This window comes from Stenotrophomonas maltophilia, from assembly GCF_039555535.1.
Lineage (GTDB): Bacteria > Pseudomonadota > Gammaproteobacteria > Xanthomonadales > Xanthomonadaceae > Stenotrophomonas > Stenotrophomonas maltophilia_Q.
Genome location: NZ_CP154630.1, coordinates 2,414,000 through 2,432,005 on the forward strand (window position 1 = coordinate 2,414,000; position 18,006 = coordinate 2,432,005).

Genomic DNA, 18,006 nt, shown 5'->3' on the forward strand with positions numbered 1-18,006 from the left:
GTGGACGAATATCCCATCATCGACTTGTCACACCTGCTGCCAGCGGCACAGGGGCTGGCTCGGCTGCCGGCGGACGAGCGCATCCAGCGCCTTCGCGCCGACCGCTGGATCGGCTACCCGCGCGCGGTCGAGGCGCTGAACCGGCTGGAAACCCTGTATGCGTGGCCAAACAAGCAACGCATGCCCAACCTGCTGCTGGTTGGCCCGACCAACAACGGCAAGTCGATGATCATCGAGAAATTCCGGCGCACGCATCCGGCCAGCTCCGACGCGGACCAGGAACACATGCCGGTGCTGGTCGTGCAGATGCCGTCCGAACCGTCGGTGATCCGCTTCTACGTCGCGCTACTTGCCGCGATGGGGGCACCATTGCGCCCGCGCCCACGGCTGCCGGAAATGGAGCAACTGGCGCTGGCACTGCTGCGCAAGGTCGGCGTGCGCATGCTGGTGATCGACGAGCTGCACAACGTCTTGGCCGGCAACAGCGTCAACCGGCGGGAATTTCTCAACCTGCTGCGCTTCCTCGGCAATGAGCTGCGCATCCCATTGGTCGGGGTCGGCACGCGCGACGCCTACCTGGCCATCCGCTCGGATGACCAATTGGAAAACCGCTTCGAGCCCATGATGCTGCCGGTGTGGGAGGCCAACGACGATTGCTGCTCACTGCTGGCCAGCTTCGCCGCTTCGCTTCCATTGCGGCGACCCTCGTCGATTGCCACGCTGGACATGGCCCGCTACCTGCTCACACGCAGCGAGGGCACCATCGGCGAACTGGCGCACTTGCTGATGGCGGCGGCCCTCGTCGCCGTGGAGAGCGGCGAGGAAGCGATCAACCACCGCACGCTCAGCATGGCCGATTACACCGGCCCAAGCGAGCGGCGTCGGCAATTCGAGCGGGAACTGATGTGAAGCCAGCGCCACGCTGGCCGCTGCATCCGGCTCCCAAGGAAGGCGAAGCCTTGTCTTCATGGCTCAACCGCGTGGCCCTTTGCTATCACATGGAGGTGTCCGACCTGCTGGAGCACGATCTTGGTCACGGCCAGGTTGATGACCTGGATACCGCGCCACCACTGTCGCTGCTGATGATGCTCTTCCAGCGGAGCGGTATCGAGCTGGATCGGCTGCGCTGCATGAGTTTCGCCGGCTGGGTGCCTTGGCTACTGGACAGCCTTGATGATCAGATTCCAGCCGCATTGGAAACCTATGCGTTCCAGCTCTCGGTACTGCTGCCGAGACTCCGCCGTAAGACGCGATCCATCACGAGCTGGCGTGCCTGGCTGCCCACCCAACCGATACACCGCGCCTGTCCGCTCTGCCTGAACGATCCGGAGAACCAAGCCGTACTGCTCGCGTGGAAGCTGCCCCTGATGCTGAGCTGCCCACTGCATGGCTGCTGGCTGGAATCCTATTGGGGCGTGCCAGGGCGGTTTCTCGGCTGGGAGAACGCCGACGCCGAACCGCGCACTGCCAGCGACGCGATTGCGGCGATGGACCAGCGTACCTGGCAGGCACTGACGACCGGCCACGTGGAGTTGCCGCGCCGACGCATCCACGCCGGATTGTGGTTTAGGCTGCTACGCACGCTGCTCGATGAGCTGAACACCCCGCTTTCGACGTGCGGCACCTACGCGGGGTATCTCCGCCAAATCTGGGAATGCTGCGGGCATCCGCTGCGTGCTGGGCAAAGTCTGTGGCGACCGTATGAAACCCTGAACCCGGCAGTACGGTTGCAGATGCTGGAGGCGGCGGCAACGGCAATCAGCTTGATTGAGGTGAGGGATATAAGCCCGCCAGGCGAGCACGCAAAGCTATTCTGGTCCGAGCCCCAAACCGGGTTCACCAGTGGCCTGCCGGCGAAAGCGCCGAAGCCCGAACCCGTCGATCACTGGCAGCGTGCAATCCAGGCCATTGATGAGGCCATCATTGAAGCACGACACAACCCCGAGACGGCACGCTCGCTGTTCGCGTTGGCTTCCTATGGTCGGCGCGACCCCGCTTCCTTGGAACAGTTGCGCGCCACCTTCGCGAAGGAAGGCATCCCCCCGGAATTTCTGTCACATTATGAGCCTAGCCTACCCTTTGCATGCCTTAGGCAGAATGACGGGTTAAGTGACAAATTTTGACGTGCAGAGCTTCCCGATGCAAACTGTCACATAATAGAACGTATATGTGACAGGTACAAGATGCTGATTGGCTACATGCGAGTATCGAAGGCGGATGGCTCCCAGGCGACGGACTTGCAGCGCGATGCGCTGGTCGCGGCCGGTGTTGATCCGGCGCATCTCTATGAAGACCAAGCGTCCGGAAAACGCGAGGATCGTCCCGGTCTGGCGAGCTGTCTGAAGGCACTACGGCCAGGCGACACGTTGGTCGTTTGGAAACTGGATCGGCTCGGGCGCGACCTGCGCCATCTGATCAATACCGTCCATGACCTGACCGGACGCGGCATCGGCCTCAAGGTGCTGACCGGGCACGGCGCGGCCATTGACACCACGACCGCCGCCGGCAAGCTGGTCTTCGGTATCTTCGCCGCGCTGGCCGAGTTCGAGCGCGAGTTGATCGCCGAGCGCACCGTGGCGGGCCTGGCCTCAGCACGGGCACGCGGCCGGAAAGGCGGCCGGCCGTTCAAGATGACCGCCGCCAAGCTGCGGCTGGCGATGGCGGCAATGGGGCAGTCAGAGACCAAGGTCGGCGACCTGTGCCAGGAACTTGGCATCACGCGGCAGACCCTGTATCGGCATATTTCACCCAAGGGCGAGCTACGTCCAGATGGCGAGAAGCTACTCAGCCGAATTTGATGCCGACATGAGGCGACGTAGCGAAAGCGTGGTTTGTCTCAATTTGACGGCGGCGAACCGCAAGCGTTCGGTTCGCCGCTCGTTTCGGTCGCAGTGCTGGCCCGCGCCTGGAAACGTTGATAACACTCCAGCCCGCAGAAGTGCTCGACGTACTCCGCGCCTTCCGGTGTGAAGGCGGCATCGAGCGGAATTTCCTTGCAGCACACGCAGCAACTGGTGGCGGTCGGATCATTTGCATTCATGGTGGCACCCCTCCATTGACTGACGAAGACGGCGAATGCCGCCGCCGGCATCGGCTTTGCGAACAGAAAGCCTTGCCCGCGCTCGAACGCTTGGGCCCTCCGCCGTAGTCCATCCATCCGGCCGGGAAGCGCTCATGATCTTTCCCTGAATGCCCGCAACGCCCGCGCCAGTGACAGAAGAAACAGGCCGGTCAAACCGAGCGCCGTGATGACCCAATACTCGACAAGGAATGCACCGGCGGTTGTGCCGGCCAGCACGGCAGCGAGGATGGACAGGTGGCAGGGGCAAGTCAGCACGGCCAGCGTGCCCCACAGGTAGCCGGTGAACGGTTTGTGCGTCTCGGCCGGCATGCGCTCGGGGCTGTTCATGGCAAACTCTCCGCATGCTGTGCCGGCGCGGTCGGCATGGCGGCCAACTGCACTTCCAGATTGGCCAACGCTTCGCGCCGGCGTTCGACGAACTGACGCAGCACAGCAAGCTGCGCGGCAGTTTCATCGCAGTTCGCCGCATCCAGCGCCCGGCACAGCCGCGCCAATGCGCCGAGGCCGATGCCCGCCTCGAAGGCGGCCCGCACGAAGCACAGTCGCTGCAAGGCGGCGTCATCGAACAGGCCGTAGCCACCCGTGGTGCAGGCGACTGGCCGCAGCAATCCGCGCAGCAGGTAGTCGCGCACGATATGCACGCTCACCCCGGCATCAAGGGCCAGCCGGGACACCGTGTAGGCGTTCATCGAACACCTCCTTTTGGTCGGTTCACGGCAATGCATATACCGTTTCGCCGAGTTCAATCCGCGCGCTGCGAATCCGATGCCGGTGCCGTAGAACATTGGGTCGATATCCGATCACGGTGTCCTAGATGACATGGTCTGCAACAGATGTCGATTAAACTCCTGGCCCAAGCCGAAAGCCTCGTGGACACTGACGATCGCCAATCCTTCCAATCCTTGATGCTTGGAGGCCCAGTCTTCCGCCGTCGGGACAGATGCAAAGAAATGTACATGGCAACAGAAGGACTGACGAACGTCGGCTGCTTCCTGCGGCAATACCAAGGACACCGCCATGCCGGCAGGTTCGACAGCCTGTATCTCGCTGGGTGAAACCGTGAGTGAAACGGGTGCTCCGGTTGCAGCGCAATGCGATGAGACGCGAGCTGTACGGCCGATCAGCGCCGGAAATATCAAGGTGTCCAGCGCGCACCAGGCATACAGACGGCGGTCGTCAATTTCAAAGACATACGAAGTCTCGCGCAAGGTGAGGCCGTAGCCGATGATGTTCCCATCTTTGTCATATTCGGTACTGGTGGCCTGTTCGAGTACGGCGGCCACTCGCTCAGCGGGCCAGTCGAGAATCCCGGCAAGTGTCGTTCGTGAAACCGGACGCCCCTTGGCGAGTTCCCGCAGTAGCGGGACCAAGAGATCCGCAGTACCATTGGTACGATTGACCGAAGTGAGACGTTCTAAAATATATGGGGCGAGCTTCATGGTTCCATCTCCTTTCATCCTGCGCAGCAGGACAATTGTTTGACATCCTTGGTGAAGGTCTGCGCCGCGAGCTTCAGCCCCTCGACCATCGTCAGGTAGGGGAACAACTGGTCAGCCAGTTCCTGTACGGTCATGCGGTTACGGATCGCGAGCACCGCCGTCTGGATCAGCTCGCCCGCTTCCGGGGCCACTGCCTGTACCCCAATGAGTCGTCCGCTACCTTCCTCGATTACCAGCTTGATAAAGCCGCGTGTGTCGAAGTTGGCGAGCGCACGCGGCACGTTATCCAGTGTTAGCAGGCGGCTGTCGGTCTCGATCCCGTCGTGGTGCGCTTCCGCCTCGCTGTAGCCCACAGTGGCGACCTGCGGATCGGTGAACACCACCGCCGGCATCGCGGTCAGATTGAGCGTAGCGTCTCCGCCGGTCATGTTGATGGCCGCACGGGTGCCGGCGGCCGCTGCCACATAGACGAATTGCGGCTGGTCAGTGCAGTCTCCTGCGGCATAAATGTGTGGCGTACTGGTGCGCATGCCCTTGTCAATGACGATGGCTCCCTGCGCATTGACGGCGACACCCGCCGCTTCCAGCGCCAAGCTGCGCGTGTTCGGCGTGCGGCCGGTAGCGACCAGCAACTTGTCGGCGCGCACTTCGCCGTGCCCTGTGGTCAGCACGAATTCGCCGTCCGCATAGGCGACCTGGCTGGCTTGCGTGTGTTCCAGAACCTTGATTCCTTCGGCACGAAAGGCGGCTGTGACGGCCTCACCGATGGCCGGGTCTTCGCGGAAGAACAGTGTGCTGCGCGCCAGGATCGTGACCTGGCTGCCCAGCCGGGCGAAGGCTTGCGCCAGTTCCAGCGCCACCACCGACGATCCGATCACGGCTAGGCGTTCGGGAATGGTGTCACTCACTAGGGCCTCGGTAGATGTCCAGTACGGCGTGCCTTTCAAACCAGTGATGGGCGGAATGGCCGGACTGGCACCAGTGGCGACCAGGCAGCGATCGAACACCACGACGCGCTCGCCGCCATCGTTCAAACGGACGGTAAGGCTTTGGTCATCCTTGAAACGCGCTTCACCATGCAGAACGGTGATGGCCGGGTTGCCATCCAGGATGCCTTCATACTTGGCGTGGCGCAGCTCATCGACGCGCGCCTGCTGCTGGGCCAGTAGTTTGCTGCGGTTAATCGCCGGCACAGTAGCCGCGATGCCATCGTCGAACGGACTTTCACGGCGCAGATGCGCAATGTGGGCGGCACGGATCATGATCTTGGACGGTACGCAGCCGATGTTGACGCAGGTGCCGCCGATAGTACCGCGCTCGATCAGCGTGACTTTCGCGCCTTGCTCGACGGCCTTCAGCGCCGCCGCCATTGCAGCGCCGCCGCTACCGATCACGGCGACCTGCAACTGGCGTTCACCGTCGCTGCCCTTGTCGGCGGTCCCCATCCAGCCGCGTACCTTGTCGAGTAGCCCGGCGCGGTTGTCCGTCGATAAGGTATCAGCGAACGTTGCCTTGTAGCCGAGTCCGGCCACGGCGGCAGTCAGTGCGTCCGATGCGGTGCCGGGGTCAAGGTCGAGTTGGGCCGCGCCCTTGGCGTAGGACACGACGGCCGACTGTACGCCGGGCACTTTCTCCAAGGCTTCCTTGACGTGCGTAGCGCACGAATCGCAGGTCATGCCGGTGATCTTAAGGGTGGTCATGTTTGTTCCTTCTCTGTTGTCGGCGACGGTCGTTTCCGTCAGCCATGTTGTGGTGGCAGTTCGCAGCCGTCCGGGCCGCAGCGGCGATGTGCCGGCGAGACGAAATCCCAGATCGACACCCCGACCATCAAGGCCAGACCGACGTACATCAGGTTCGCCGTCCACCAGTTGCCGAGAAGCCAAACCGTGGCCGCGAATACGATGGCCGGCCTGATCATGCCGAGCAGGCTGCGGTGCCATTGACGATGACTCAGCCAGCCCAGCGCGTTTGCTAACAGGGCGATGGCGGCAAACAGCGGCAATAGCCTGGAGATAAACAGGCCCTCGTATTCACTCAGGAAGCCCAGCCCTATGGCCGCGCCGAAACTGGCGATGGCTGGGAAACAAGCCGCGCAGCCCATCGCGGAAACGACGCTGCCGAGCGCTCCGGTTTTATCGGCGATGCGTGTAATCAAGCCCATGATGTCGCTCACTGCTTAACACTGGAACTTCTTGTCCATTCCATAGCCTGAGCATCGCCGTCCGCGATCTGCTCACGTGTCAATCTGGCCGCAAGCTCGGCGCGCAGCTTGACCGCGGTCTCGTCGCCGCGGGCGGCGGCGATGCCGAACCACTTGTACGCCTGGACCAGATCGGACGCGGCCGGAGCGACGCCCTTCGCGTACAGCTGTGCCAGCTTAACTTGCGCCTGTGTGTGGTTCTGCTCAGCGGAGCGGCGGTACCAATTCACGGCCTCGCTGTCGTCAGCGGGCACAGGCCGTGCGTGGCGACGATAGAAGGTGTCGTTGGCATGCCCTTCGTAGATGCGCGCGAGGTTGAACTGGGCGTCCGCCTCGCCCTGCTCTGCCGCTGAGCGGAACCACTTCCACGAGACTGCCTGATCCTGCGCGACGCCGATGCCGTACTTGTACGCCATGCCGGTGACGTTCTGCGCAATGGGTTCACCCGCTGTGGCCTTGCGCTCCCATTCGCTTTGCGTGGTAGGCGAGAGCGACTCGATGGCCGCCTCCATCCTTTTGAAGTCATAGGCCAACGCACCGACGCTCATGAGCATCAGAAGGCCGCTTACGACGGACGAACGTCCGTATCTAAACAAGTTACTCATCATCGCTTTCCGGGTAGATTTACTGCTTGACGCTGGACGGAAAGCCCGCGTCTCCGGTTGCCTTGATCAGCTTCTGCACGCTGGTCTTGGCATCATCGAACGTGACAACCGCTTCGCGTGTCTCGAAGGTCACGTCAATTTTGCTGACGCCTTCGACCTTGGAAATCGCCTTCTTGACGATGATCGGGCAGGTGGAGCAGGTCATGCCCGGTACGGACAGCGTGACGGTCTGGGTGGCGGCCCACACGGGGGCAACAACGGCAGCGAGGGCGAGGGCGGCAAACAGTTTTTTCATGATGAACTCCTGTGATTAATAGAAAAATGGCATGACGTAGGGAAATCCGAGCGAGACCAGGACCAGCGCGGCCACGATCCAGAAAATGAGCTTGTAAGTAGCTCGCACTTGGGGAATCGCGCAGACCTCACCCGGTTTGCAGGCTTGCGCCGGGCGGTAGATGCGCCGCCAGGCGAAAAACAGCGCGACCAGCGCTGCGCCGATGAAGATCGGGCGATAGGGTTCCAGCACCGTCAGGTTGCCGATCCATGCCCCGCTGAACCCCAAGGCGATCAAAACCAGCGGCCCCAGGCAGCAGGCCGACGCAAGAATGGCGGCCAGCCCACCGGCGAAGAGCGCGCCGCGCCCGTTTTGTGGTTCAGACATACGCTTGTCCTTTCAAATTTGGTTTGGATAGCTTAAGCTTACTTCCGTAGTTATGTACGGAGTCAAGCGATATGCAAATTAATTTTGAGAATCTGACCATTGGCGTTTTTGCCAAGGCGGCCGGGGTCAATGTGGAGACCATCCGGTTCTATCAGCGCAAGGGCTTGTTGCCCGAGCCGGACAAGCCCTATGGCAGCATTCGCCGCTATGGCGCGGCGGACGTGACACGGGTGCGATTCGTGAAATCGGCCCAGCGGTTGGGCTTCAGCCTGGATGAAATCGCCGAGTTGCTGCGGCTCGACGATGGCACCCACTGCGAGGAGGCCAGCAGCCTGGCCGAGCACAAGCTCCAAGACGTGCGCGAGAAGATGGCCGATTTGGCGCGCATGGAGGCTGTGCTGTCTGACCTGGTGTGCGCCTGCCATTCGCGGCAGGGGAATGTTTCGTGTCCGCTGATTGCGTCGTTGCAAGGTGGAACGAGCTTGGCAGGGGCTTCCACAGCTTAGCGTGCTTTATTTTCCGTTTTCTGAGACGACCACAGATCAGAAAAGACTGTGCAGCCGACTCTTGATATTCCGTGCAGTCACCTTCTGAAAATGACACCGCTTAGTCAGAATAGAGTCATCTTTCGCATTTTTTGACACATGCCTGCGAAGGGCATAGATTTCAGCCTGACAGAAACGGGGTTTGAGGCACAACGGAACAGAAGGAGCACTTAAGCCGCCTTCAACCAAGGAGACATCGTGCAGGGGCACCGCATCGGCTACGTCCGGGTCAGCAGCTTCGACCAGAACCCGGAACGCCAGCTGGAACAGACACAGGTGAGCAAGGTGTTCACCGACAAGGCATCGGGCAAGGACACCCAGCGCCCCCAGCTCGAAGCGCTGCTGAGCTTCGTCCGCGAAGGCGATACAGTGGTGGTGCACAGCATGGACCGGCTGGCCCGCAACCTCGATGACCTGCGTCGCTTGGTACAGAAGCTGACTCAACGCGGCGTGCGCATCGAGTTCCTGAAGGAGGGCCTGGTGTTCACTGGCGAGGACTCGCCGATGGCCAACCTGATGCTGTCGGTGATGGGGGCCTTCGCTGAGTTCGAGCGCGCCCTGATCCGCGAGCGGCAGCGTGAGGGCATCACCTTGGCCAAGCAGCGTGGCGCGTACCGGGGCCGCAAGAAAGCCCTGTCCGATGAGCAGGCTGCTACCCTGCGGCAGCGAGCGACGGCCGGCGAGCCCAAGGCGCAGCTTGCCCGCGAGTTCAACATCAGCCGGGAAACCCTCTACCAGTACCTCCGCACGGACGACTGACACATGCCGCGTCGCTTGATCCTCTCGGCCACGGAGCGGGGCACCCTGCTCGCGTTGCCAGAAAGCCAGGATGACCTGATCCGCTACTACACCTTCAACGACTCCGACCTGTCGCTGATCCGTCAGCGGCGCGGCGACGCCAACCGCCTCGGCTTCGCCGTGCAACTCTGCCTGCTGCGCTACCCCGGCTATGCGTTGGGCACTGACAGCGAGCTGCCCGAACCGGTCATCCTGTGGGTGGCCAAGCAAGTCCAGACCGATCCGGCGAGTTGGACGAAGTACGGCGAGCGCGATGTGACCCGTCGCGAGCACGCCCAGGAACTGCGCACCTACCTTCAACTGGCCCCGTTCGGCCTGTCCGACTTCCGCGCCCTGGTGCGCGAGCTGACCGAACTGGCCCAGCAGACCGACAAGGGCTTGCTGCTGGCCGGCCAGGCGCTGGAGAGCCTGCGGCAGAAGCGACGCATCCTGCCGGCGTTGAGCGTGATCGACCGGGCTTGCTCGGAGGCCATTGCACGGGCCAATCGGCGGGTCTACCGCGCCCTGGTTGAACCGCTCACGGACTCGCATCGGGCCAAGCTGGACGAGCTGTTGAAGCTCAAGGCCGGCAGCAGCATCACCTGGTTGACCTGGCTGCGCCAGGCACCGCTGAAACCCAACTCTCGGCATATGCTTGAGCACATCGAGCGGCTGAAGACATTTCAGCTGGTGGACTTGCCCGAAGTCCTGGGCCGGCACATCCACCAGAACCGCCTGCTCAAGCTGGCCCGCGAGGGTGGGCAGATGACGCCCAAAGACCTCGGCAAGTTCGAGCCGCAGCGGCGCTATGCGACCCTGGCCGCCGTGGTGCTGGAGAGCACTGCAACCGTGATTGATGAGCTGGTGGATCTGCACGACCGCATCCTAGTCAAGCTGTTCAGCGGCGCGAAGCACAAGCATCAGCAGCAGTTCCAGAAGCAGGGCAAGGCGATCAACGACAAGGTGCGCCTGTACTCCAAGATCGGCCAGGCGCTGCTGGAGGCCAAGGAAGCCGGCAGCGACCCCTATGCCGCCATCGAGGCGGTGATCCCCTGGGACGAGTTCACCGAGAGCGTCAGCGAAGCCGAGCTGCTGGCCCGGCCGGAGGGCTTCGACCACCTGCACCTGGTCGGCGAGAACTTCGCCACCCTGCGCCGCTACACGCCGGCTCTGCTGGAGGTATTGGAGCTGCGCGCCGCCCCGGCCGCGCAGGGCGTGCTGGCAGCCGTGCAGACGCTGCGCGAGATGAACGCCGACAACCTGCGCAAGGTGCCGGCCGATGCTCCCACCGCCTTCATCAAGCCGCGCTGGAAGCCACTGGTGATCACCCCGGAAGGCCTCGACCGGCGCTTCTACGAAATCTGCGCCCTGTCCGAGCTGAAGAACGCCCTGCGCTCCGGCGACATCTGGGTCAAGGGCTCGCGGCAGTTCCGCGACTTCGACGACTACCTGCTGCCGGCCGAGAAGTTCGCCGCGCTCAAGCGGGAACAGGCCCTGCCGCTGGCGATCAACCCGAACAGCGACCAGTATCTGGAAGAGCGCTTGCAGCTGCTGGACGAGCAGTTGGCCACTGTCGCCCGCCTGGCCAAGGACAACGAGCTGCCCGATGCCATCCTCACCGAGTCCGGGTTGAAGATCACCCCGCTGGATGCGGCGGTGCCGGATCGGGCGCAGGCGCTGATCGACCAGACCAGTCAGTTACTGCCGCGCATCAAGATCACCGAACTGCTGATGGACGTGGACGACTGGACGGGCTTCAGCCGCCACTTCACCCACCTGAAGGACGGGGCCGAGGCCAAAGACCGGACGTTGCTGCTGTCCGCGATCCTCGGTGATGCGATCAACCTCGGGCTGACCAAGATGGCCGAGTCGAGCCCCGGTCTGACCTACGCCAAGCTGTCCTGGCTGCAAGCCTGGCACATCCGCGACGAGACCTATTCGGCGGCCCTGGCCGAGCTGGTCAACCACCAGTACCAGCATGCCTTCGCCGCCCACTGGGGCGACGGCACCACCTCATCCTCCGATGGCCAGCGTTTCCGGGCTGGCGGCCGGGGCGAGAGCACCAGACACGTCAACCCGAAGTACGGCAGTGAGCCGGGACGGCTGTTCTACACCCATATCTCCGACCAGTACGCGCCGTTCAGCACCCGCGTGGTGAATGTCGGCGTGCGCGATTCCACCTATGTGCTCGACGGCCTGCTGTACCACGAGTCCGACCTGCGGATCGAGGAGCACTACACCGACACGGCCGGCTTCACCGATCACGTCTTCGCCCTGATGCACCTGCTGGGCTTCCGTTTCGCGCCGCGCATCCGCGACCTCGGCGAAACCAAGCTGTACGTGCCGCAGGGCGTGCAGACCTACCCGACGCTGCGGCCGCTGATCGGCGGCACCCTGAACATCAAGCACGTCCGCGCCCATTGGGACGACATCCTGCGCCTGGCCAGCTCGATCAAACAGGGCACCGTCACTGCCTCGCTGATGCTGCGCAAGCTCGGCAGCTATCCGCGCCAGAACGGCCTGGCCGTGGCCCTGCGCGAGCTGGGCCGGATCGAACGCACGCTGTTCATCCTAGACTGGCTGCAAAGTGTTGAGCTGCGCCGCCGCGTGCATGCCGGCCTGAACAAAGGTGAGGCGCGCAACTCGCTGGCCAGGGCGGTGTTCTTCAACCGCCTTGGGGAAATCAGGGATCGGAGCTTCGAGCAGCAGCGCTACCGGGCCAGCGGCCTCAACCTGGTGACGGCGGCTATCGTGCTGTGGAACACGGTGTACCTGGAGCGCGCCACCCAGGGGTTGGTCGAGGCCGGCAAGCCGGTGGACGGCGAGCTGCTGCAATTCCTGTCGCCGCTGGGCTGGGAGCACATCAACCTCACCGGCGATTACGTCTGGCGGCAGAGCCGCAGACTGGAAGACGGGAAGTTTCGGCCCCTACGGATGCCCGGAAAACCTTAGCGTACGATTTTTTCCGAATTCTGCGAGCCCCCCAGGAAGAATTGCGTAGACCCGCGCGCAGCAAGCACTACGTTGTGCTGAGGGATCAGCAGCAGCTTTGCCCCCGCGGAATACGCCCCTGTGAGAGCATCCTCTGCCAGGGTATCCGCTGCGACGACGAGGTGGTCACGAGTGAGGAGAACGTTGAGGATGCTCATTGCGGGATCGTCTAGACGTTTGCAGACTATCGCCTTCCCCTCCCCTCCTGTCCAGACTGCTATGGCCTCCGCGATCACACAAATTCTTGGTCGCCCCAATGCTTGCGAGAACGCACTTGAGATACGCCGCGGCTACCTCAAGGCGATGGAAGATGCGCTGCGGGTTTCGCTTCTGATCCACCAAGATCCAAGGCTTCTGTTCGACACGTGGGCCAGACTGCTCCCCTTGATCGCTCAAAGCCACGAGAGTGACGGCAGCCAGCCATTTGCGACCGGGATCGTCCGCTCGCGCGATCATGGATCCCGGCGGTTGGCTGGCTGAGCGTATGGTTGCAATATAGGAAGCAATCGCGCGCGGACCAGAACGCTGTTCATCGCAGACATTCTTAGGGTGCCATTGCAGAGATTTCAGCTTTTGAGGAATAAAATTTCAGTGCAAGACGGTCCATTGCAGAAAAATTTGACTTGCGACTGACGCAACGCAGAAATTGCTGATGCACGGATGATGCAATGCAGAGATTACCGGCTAACAGATGCTGCAGCCCAGCCGGCCAACTGAGGGCTTTGCCCGATGGACGAGCCGTTACTCTTGCCTGCAGATCACGATTCTAGGATGACTTGTGCCTCAATCGGCTGACCAGGATCGGGCGTCTGTGCTGGAGGGCTCCTTAGAGCTCTTGGGTGAAATTCGAGCCGCTTGGATGGAGATAGAGCATGGACGTGACCGAAGATCGACGGCGGTGGCGGCACTTTGCCAGATGTCCCTTGATCACGCCGTGGCAGTACAGTCCCTGATCGCTACTCTGCCCCAGTCAGCAATCTCGCTGGTCCGGCCCCAGTATGAGGCCCTCGTGCGTGCAACCTGGGCATGTTATGCAGCTACCGACACCGACATCGAGAAGCTTCTTGCGCCCCTGACTCTGGAGAGTCAGCAAGCGGCAAAGAGGCTCCCTGGCGTTCAGGACATGCTCGTAAAGCTTGAGTCCTCTGGGCCCCGAGGAGCATCACAGTTGTTGGGCAGAGCCAGACAATGCCTTTATGTCGGCTTGAACTCCTATCTCCATGCCGGGATTCACCCCTTGGCAAGGCAGTTAAATGGCTACCCGGGCGCGCTTCTGGCGGGGGTGGCCATGAACAGCAATGCGCTTGCCATGCTAACCCTTCTGAATCTGGCGCACCTGTGGCCAGGCGAACCAGTTCTGGCATGGATGAATGCACTGCATCATCAATTTGGGGGTGTTTTGCCAGAGTTGGAGCCATTGACCCCCCATCAGCCCTCGCCATAGAGCTGTCCCGGATCGCCTGCGCGTCTAGGGTGGGGTCTGTGGTGAGTGACTAGGCAGTTGGGCCTCGCCCCCCTCTGGGGGCACGGGGAGAACATCACGGGCGCATAAGCAGTTGCCCCGGATTTCTCGTTGGGGCAAGTCCTGGCAGTTGATCTGTGTCGGGGGCCTGTCGGGCGACTGTCATGTTTCCAAGTTCGGCACCCTCCTAATCTGGGCTCCCTACCCCTCCGGAGTTATCTTCTATGACCACCAAGACCCCGCCTCGCCTGCTTACCGCTGCTGAGGTTGGCGCCTGCATTCGCCAGTTCCGCCAGTTGCGTCATTGGTCGCAAGAACAATTGGCCGAGATCTCGGGCCTGAACGTGCGAACAGTTCAGCGGGTTGAGCAGGGTGACTCGGCCAGTTTCGACACCCGTCGCGCACTGGCGCGCGCCTTCGATTTCAATGACATCGATGCACTCAACAAGCCTTTCTCGCTGCCGACAGACGAGGAACTGCAGGCGGCGCAAGCGCAGTTTGAGCGCGACTACATCACCCTGGCGGTGTCCCCGCTTGCTGCTGGGCGCGAGCTGGCCAGCCTGATCGTTTCGTGCGACATGGATCTGTCCGAACCGGCTTTCGAGCTGTCGCGCGAGGCGGCGAGCGAGTTTGCTGCACTGGTCGACTACTACCGTGAGTATCGCGACTGCCAAGACCTGTATTCAGAAGTCGACAAGCTAGACATCTACGACGGGCTGCAGCAGCGCATTGAGGTCCTGCGGGAACTGGGAGTATCACTGTCGCACGGTCAGCGTAAGGTCGTCATTCGGATGGGCTCAGGTATGCCGATGGATGCCACGGTCCTGTACGTCGTGGCGTTTCGCCTCGGCCACGAGTGCAGTCAGATCGTAACTCCTAAGGCAGCACGCATCGGCTGAGTCAGCATTCATTAGATCGATAGTGGTGGCGATACATCTGACAGATGTCTATTGATCGCGCCGTCGCAGTACAGTCCCTGGAGGTTGCCCTGCCTTAGTCAGCGATAGCGCTGGTCCGGCCCCAGCACAAGACCCTGATTCGTGCGACAGCAAGGTTCTTAGCTTTCGAGGCAGCGAATTTTTGATGTGCCCTGAACCCTCGCGAAGATCCACTATGGAGACGCCGTCGATTTCTGGATCCAGACCTAAGAAGCCCTCGAGTTCTGGATCCACAGGCAACTCGTCCTTGAGTTCCTGACTGCGCACCTGAGTGGTCAAGCTCCGCCCGGGTGAAGGCTCTGCGCCCAGTACTCTAGGAACTCCTCTTGAGCAATCGTTTCGATTGCGCCTGGCCTGGCATGCCGCACCATGTGGATGGCATCCGATGCCCGCTTGGCCTCGCCAGACTGCAGCAAAAGCATGGCAGCGACCGTTCCCGCGCGTCCCAACCCCCCCTTGCAGTGGACCACGATCCTTTGACCGCTCAGCATGTCAGCGACGAGCTCAGCACTTAGCTGTAGCCAATCTTTGAGGAGTCTGTCGTCTGGTGCGGCTCCATCAGTGATTGGCAGTCCATGCCAAGAGATGCCCTTCCCCGCCACTATCGCCGGTAAGCTCTCGATTCGAAGGTCCTTGAGCTCCCAAGGCTCAAGCAAGGTGACTAGGTGAGTGGCACCCCAGTCCTGAATAGCCGAGACGTCCACATCTAGGTCTCTCGCCCATGCTCCAGTCATGGCGACTTCCTGGTACTTGCCTGGCGCAAATGTCACCCCTATGCCGCCTCCATGGGCTCCAACAGGCAACTCTGCAATCAGTAACGGGTGGCTAGCGCTGGTGCGCATCATTTCGGCTCTCCCAACATGCGGTAACGTTCTGCGTCGTGCGCCGGGGCGCTCCCCGCTCATTCGCTGCACGGCTAGGATATCGGATGTTCAGATATCGTTGAACTGGAGAGAACACCTAAGGGTCAATATCGGAAAGTCAGATAGACAGTCTGTGGGCAGGTTGATATCCTGACAACTGGTATCGCGATTTGAGGGCTGTGTGGCCTATGTCGTTAGCCAACCGACCCTCATCGCGCCCTGGCCAGAACTGGACAATTTCGTTCGTTCAATAGGTCCCTTTCTTGCGTGCGCGTGGTGCGCGCTAGAGCGCTCAAGAACGGCTAGTTCGCCGGTAGCTGCTGAGGGGTTGGCCTCGCAGGCACTTGACACGCTTGCGACGCTGCGCGTCCTCCATCGCGAACCAGTCGAATGTTCTCGGCTTGCCGCAAGATCTCTGTATGAGCCCCTGGCTTGGTCCTACAAATCTCCGTGGTCTCGCAGTGACTTGAACCTTGAGTCGGCATTGACCCGGTCGCTCACCCAGTGGGCGGCTGAGTGCACGCCCAGTGCGAGGCGGAATCTCGGAATTTCACTGGCATCCACCGAAGCTCGAGCGTACTTGGCAAACCTTCTGCGGAAGCATCGGTTGGACCCGAAGCTAGGCGACGGGCTTCAGTCGATTGGATCGCCTGAATGGAATGCGCTCAGCTTGGGGCGTAAGCGCTACGTGCTGTGGGCGAGCATGCGAAATTCTGCCTCGGAGTTCATACAAAGCGGTTTGGATGAGCATGCCGCGAGGCGAGCACTTGATCGCGAGATAAAACGCAGATGCATCTGGTTAGCTGGACGCGAGCAAGCTGGAACCCTCGCCCGGAAGGATTTTTGCTTCTTGCCTGGTCAGGGTTGGCGTCAGCCGTTGATCCTGGACGTTGCAATGGAGACTTTCCTGCCGCTGGGCATGGCGTACTGGCTGGAACCTAGCGGCAGTTGGCAGCTTTAGCTTCTAGTCTGAGTAGACCGACCAGCTGCCACGGGTCCATGAGATGGTTTGAGGGGGCTCAGGACTCTATCGCGGTAAACGCCCCCCCAGGTCTATATCGACGGTTCTCCAACGAAGCGCTGGACCTTGGTTGACCGGCGAGCCTGTGGCCCATTGGACGCTGGCCAAGAGATGGCCCTCTAGTACTCGTTCAGTCGCTTACGGATTGCCTCGATGGCATCGTCCAGTCCCGCGTCGTCCTCGGGGTAAGGAGAACAAAACAGTTGAACCGGGACCCAGCAATGTTCCTGTCCCGGTTGTACATAGGGGGCGTAATCATCTAGTAGCCATGCAGAGCCGATGGGCTGGGAAACGTTGGCAAGATCCTTCGTCGGCCCAGTCCAGTCTATGTATGGCAAGCGGGCAAACCAACCCGGGGCCGCTCCTTCGCAAGCCAATAGGTCGGCAATCTCGCGAAATCTAGGCTCCGGAACTGTGGTGAAGATGACTAGACCCTCAAAGAGCGACTTTGCCGACTCCAGAAATTCGTAGAGGCCCGGGCGCGGGATCTGGCTTACAGCGTTGGAAATCAGCGTTCCTTCTAAGTCCAAGGCGAGGATGGACGGGCGCATTGTGTAATGGTCCTCTTTGGCGGGGGTGAACGTCGGTACCGCTACCAAGCCCCGCCGGAGGGTGATCCGCCGGCGGGGCTTGGTAGCATCAGACATCTTCGAACTCGCTCGCTTGCTTGAGTTGGTTCTCAAGGAAATCAATGCGCTTCTGAAGATCGGCACTTAGATAGGCTTTGTCCGTAAAGTCCATTGCTGTCTCAGGGATCATCTCCAGCTCGACGCGTGTGGATGTAGCTTGACGAATCGCCAAGGTGGTCCAGGCCTTATCGCCCTTGACGAATCCGACAGTGAATCGAGCCGTAACATGGTGTTCGGGCTTGAGGCCTTCGATGGAACGGAAATCGCTGCGCACCTTCGACGTGGCTACAGGCTGTACATCGCCATTGATGTACAGCGCCGCATTCCAGCTCGCTTCGCTCAATGGCAGTGTTGAGCGGTTGATGATGCGGGCGGTGATGACTGGCTTGGGCCCAAAGAAGCTGTTTTCCATCCGGAACTCTGGATCAACCGCACTGACCCTCTTTAGCTCGGCGATAGTAGGAAGTTGATCGTTGGCCTCCTGTCGTAGCGCTTCTATCTCCTTGGGATTGCTATCCCTGATGTGCTTAACCTGCCCTCTCACCACCTGCCTTACGGAAGCGTTTGGGTAGGTCTGGTTCAGTTTTTCAAGAAGGTCGGCAGGGATTCGTGAGAAAAACAGCCGAATCGTCTCTAACACCATGATTCAACGAGGAAACACCCCTCGACGTCAGGCAGTTCGTGGATTACAGACCTAGGCTTGATTGAACCAGAAGCCGCGTGACACAGGCATTCCTGGAGTACTGCTCAGGCACGCGTGCCCTTCTTGAATATTGGATTCAAGAGTTTCCAC

22 protein-coding genes are annotated in these 18,006 nt (G+C 61.3%); 9 read left to right on the plus strand and 13 right to left on the minus strand.

Translation table 11 applies throughout. The annotated features are described in order from the left end of the window. The 3 genes from AASM09_RS11200 to AASM09_RS11210 are packed head-to-tail and all read left to right on the plus strand — an operon-like array spanning position 1 to position 2,798. Complete coding sequence (locus AASM09_RS11200; RefSeq protein WP_003830789.1) at positions 1-909, plus strand: TniB family NTP-binding protein; 909 nt, start codon at positions 1-3, stop codon at positions 907-909. Further along, on the plus strand, positions 906-2,123 hold the full coding sequence (locus tag AASM09_RS11205; protein WP_005413389.1) for a TniQ family protein: 1,218 nt from the start codon (positions 906-908) through the stop codon (positions 2,121-2,123). The genes AASM09_RS11200 and AASM09_RS11205 overlap by 4 nt, the downstream gene beginning before the upstream one ends. A 60-nt stretch (positions 2,124-2,183) precedes the next feature. Then, the gene (locus AASM09_RS11210; RefSeq protein WP_010981357.1) at positions 2,184-2,798 is read left to right on the plus strand and encodes a recombinase family protein; all 615 of its coding nucleotides are present in this window, start codon (positions 2,184-2,186) and stop codon (positions 2,796-2,798) included. Between the two features lie 38 nt (positions 2,799-2,836). Here AASM09_RS11210 and AASM09_RS11215 read toward each other — a convergent pair whose 3' ends face one another. The 9 genes from AASM09_RS11215 to merT form a co-directional block, all read right to left on the minus strand. Then, the gene (locus AASM09_RS11215) at positions 2,837-3,040 is read right to left on the minus strand and encodes a DUF3330 domain-containing protein (RefSeq protein ID WP_005413391.1); all 204 of its coding nucleotides are present in this window, start codon (positions 3,038-3,040) and stop codon (positions 2,837-2,839) included. Positions 3,041-3,172: 132 nt separating this feature from the next. Continuing rightward, entirely contained in the window at positions 3,173-3,409 is a 237-nt protein-coding gene (gene merE / locus AASM09_RS11220; RefSeq protein ID WP_005413392.1) for a broad-spectrum mercury transporter MerE, read from the minus strand. Next, positions 3,406-3,771, minus strand: coding sequence for a mercury resistance co-regulator MerD (gene merD, locus AASM09_RS11225; RefSeq protein ID WP_000995361.1), 366 nt, complete (start codon positions 3,769-3,771; stop codon positions 3,406-3,408). Before merD ends, merE begins: the two co-directional genes overlap by 4 nt. Positions 3,772-3,882: 111 nt before the next feature. Beyond that, complete coding sequence (gene merB / locus AASM09_RS11230; RefSeq protein ID WP_000761850.1) at positions 3,883-4,521, minus strand: organomercurial lyase MerB; 639 nt, start codon at positions 4,519-4,521, stop codon at positions 3,883-3,885. A gap of 14 nt (positions 4,522-4,535) precedes the next feature. Continuing rightward, the gene (merA, locus tag AASM09_RS11235) at positions 4,536-6,221 is read right to left on the minus strand and encodes a mercury(II) reductase (RefSeq protein WP_005413393.1); all 1,686 of its coding nucleotides are present in this window, start codon (positions 6,219-6,221) and stop codon (positions 4,536-4,538) included. A gap of 38 nt (positions 6,222-6,259) precedes the next feature. After that, positions 6,260-6,694 carry an organomercurial transporter MerC gene (gene merC / locus AASM09_RS11240; RefSeq protein WP_425513007.1) on the minus strand — a complete coding sequence of 145 codons (435 nt, stop codon included), beginning with the start codon at positions 6,692-6,694 and terminating at the stop codon, positions 6,260-6,262. Continuing rightward, a complete protein-coding gene (locus tag AASM09_RS11245) occupies positions 6,691-7,326 on the minus strand; it encodes a tetratricopeptide repeat protein (protein WP_020833620.1) in 636 nt (211 codons plus the stop codon). Before AASM09_RS11245 ends, merC begins: the two co-directional genes overlap by 4 nt. Before the next feature lie 19 nt (positions 7,327-7,345). Next, on the minus strand, positions 7,346-7,621 hold the full coding sequence (merP, locus tag AASM09_RS11250) for a mercury resistance system periplasmic binding protein MerP (protein WP_005413396.1): 276 nt from the start codon (positions 7,619-7,621) through the stop codon (positions 7,346-7,348). A 15-nt stretch (positions 7,622-7,636) separates the two neighbouring features. Further along, positions 7,637-7,987, minus strand: coding sequence for a mercuric ion transporter MerT (gene merT, locus AASM09_RS11255; RefSeq protein ID WP_031623830.1), 351 nt, complete (start codon positions 7,985-7,987; stop codon positions 7,637-7,639). Between the two features lie 71 nt (positions 7,988-8,058). Between merT and merR the strand changes: the two genes are divergently transcribed. The 3 genes from merR to AASM09_RS11270 all read left to right on the plus strand — a co-directional run bounded on the left by merR (position 8,059) and on the right by AASM09_RS11270 (position 12,261). After that, positions 8,059-8,493 (plus strand): Hg(II)-responsive transcriptional regulator, encoded by a 435-nt coding sequence (gene merR, locus AASM09_RS11260; protein WP_005413398.1) that lies wholly within the window; start codon positions 8,059-8,061, stop codon positions 8,491-8,493. A gap of 237 nt (positions 8,494-8,730) precedes the next feature. Further along, complete coding sequence (locus AASM09_RS11265) at positions 8,731-9,291, plus strand: recombinase family protein (RefSeq protein ID WP_010921730.1); 561 nt, start codon at positions 8,731-8,733, stop codon at positions 9,289-9,291. Between the two features lie 3 nt (positions 9,292-9,294). Then, positions 9,295-12,261, plus strand: a complete 2,967-nt coding sequence (locus AASM09_RS11270; RefSeq protein WP_005413400.1) for a Tn3-like element TnAs1 family transposase — start codon at positions 9,295-9,297, stop codon at positions 12,259-12,261. Here AASM09_RS11270 and AASM09_RS11275 read toward each other — a convergent pair. Then, a complete protein-coding gene (locus tag AASM09_RS11275) occupies positions 12,258-12,458 on the minus strand; it encodes a hypothetical protein (protein WP_032966765.1) in 201 nt (66 codons plus the stop codon). The genes AASM09_RS11270 and AASM09_RS11275 overlap by 4 nt on opposite strands. 61 nt (positions 12,459-12,519) lie before the next feature. Here AASM09_RS11275 and AASM09_RS11280 point away from each other — a divergent pair, with 61 nt between their 5' ends. The 3 genes from AASM09_RS11280 (at position 12,520) to AASM09_RS11285 (ending at position 14,661) form a co-directional block, all read left to right on the plus strand. After that, positions 12,520-12,780: a hypothetical protein gene (locus tag AASM09_RS11280; RefSeq protein ID WP_049401600.1), complete on the plus strand. Its 261-nt coding sequence runs from the start codon at positions 12,520-12,522 to the stop codon at positions 12,778-12,780. Positions 12,781-13,216: 436 nt separating this feature from the next. Beyond that, entirely contained in the window at positions 13,217-13,744 is a 528-nt protein-coding gene (locus AASM09_RS22200; RefSeq protein ID WP_395760189.1) for a DUF6988 family protein, read from the plus strand. Positions 13,745-13,986: 242 nt separating this feature from the next. Beyond that, positions 13,987-14,661, plus strand: coding sequence for a helix-turn-helix domain-containing protein (locus AASM09_RS11285; protein ID WP_005413401.1), 675 nt, complete (start codon positions 13,987-13,989; stop codon positions 14,659-14,661). A gap of 314 nt (positions 14,662-14,975) precedes the next feature. On the opposite strand, the gene AASM09_RS11290 is transcribed toward AASM09_RS11285, so the two are convergent. From AASM09_RS11290 to AASM09_RS11300, 3 genes are all read right to left on the minus strand, one after another. Further along, positions 14,976-15,605 carry a cyclin-dependent kinase inhibitor 3 family protein gene (locus tag AASM09_RS11290; protein ID WP_306341171.1) on the minus strand — a complete coding sequence of 210 codons (630 nt, stop codon included), beginning with the start codon at positions 15,603-15,605 and terminating at the stop codon, positions 14,976-14,978. A gap of 1,098 nt (positions 15,606-16,703) precedes the next feature. Further along, positions 16,704-17,231, minus strand: coding sequence for an NIF family HAD-type phosphatase (locus AASM09_RS11295; RefSeq protein WP_021201831.1), 528 nt, complete (start codon positions 17,229-17,231; stop codon positions 16,704-16,706). Continuing rightward, entirely contained in the window at positions 17,224-17,856 is a 633-nt protein-coding gene (locus tag AASM09_RS11300; protein WP_021201832.1) for a hypothetical protein, read from the minus strand. Before AASM09_RS11300 ends, AASM09_RS11295 begins: the two co-directional genes overlap by 8 nt. Positions 17,857-18,006: the final 150 nt, after the last annotated feature.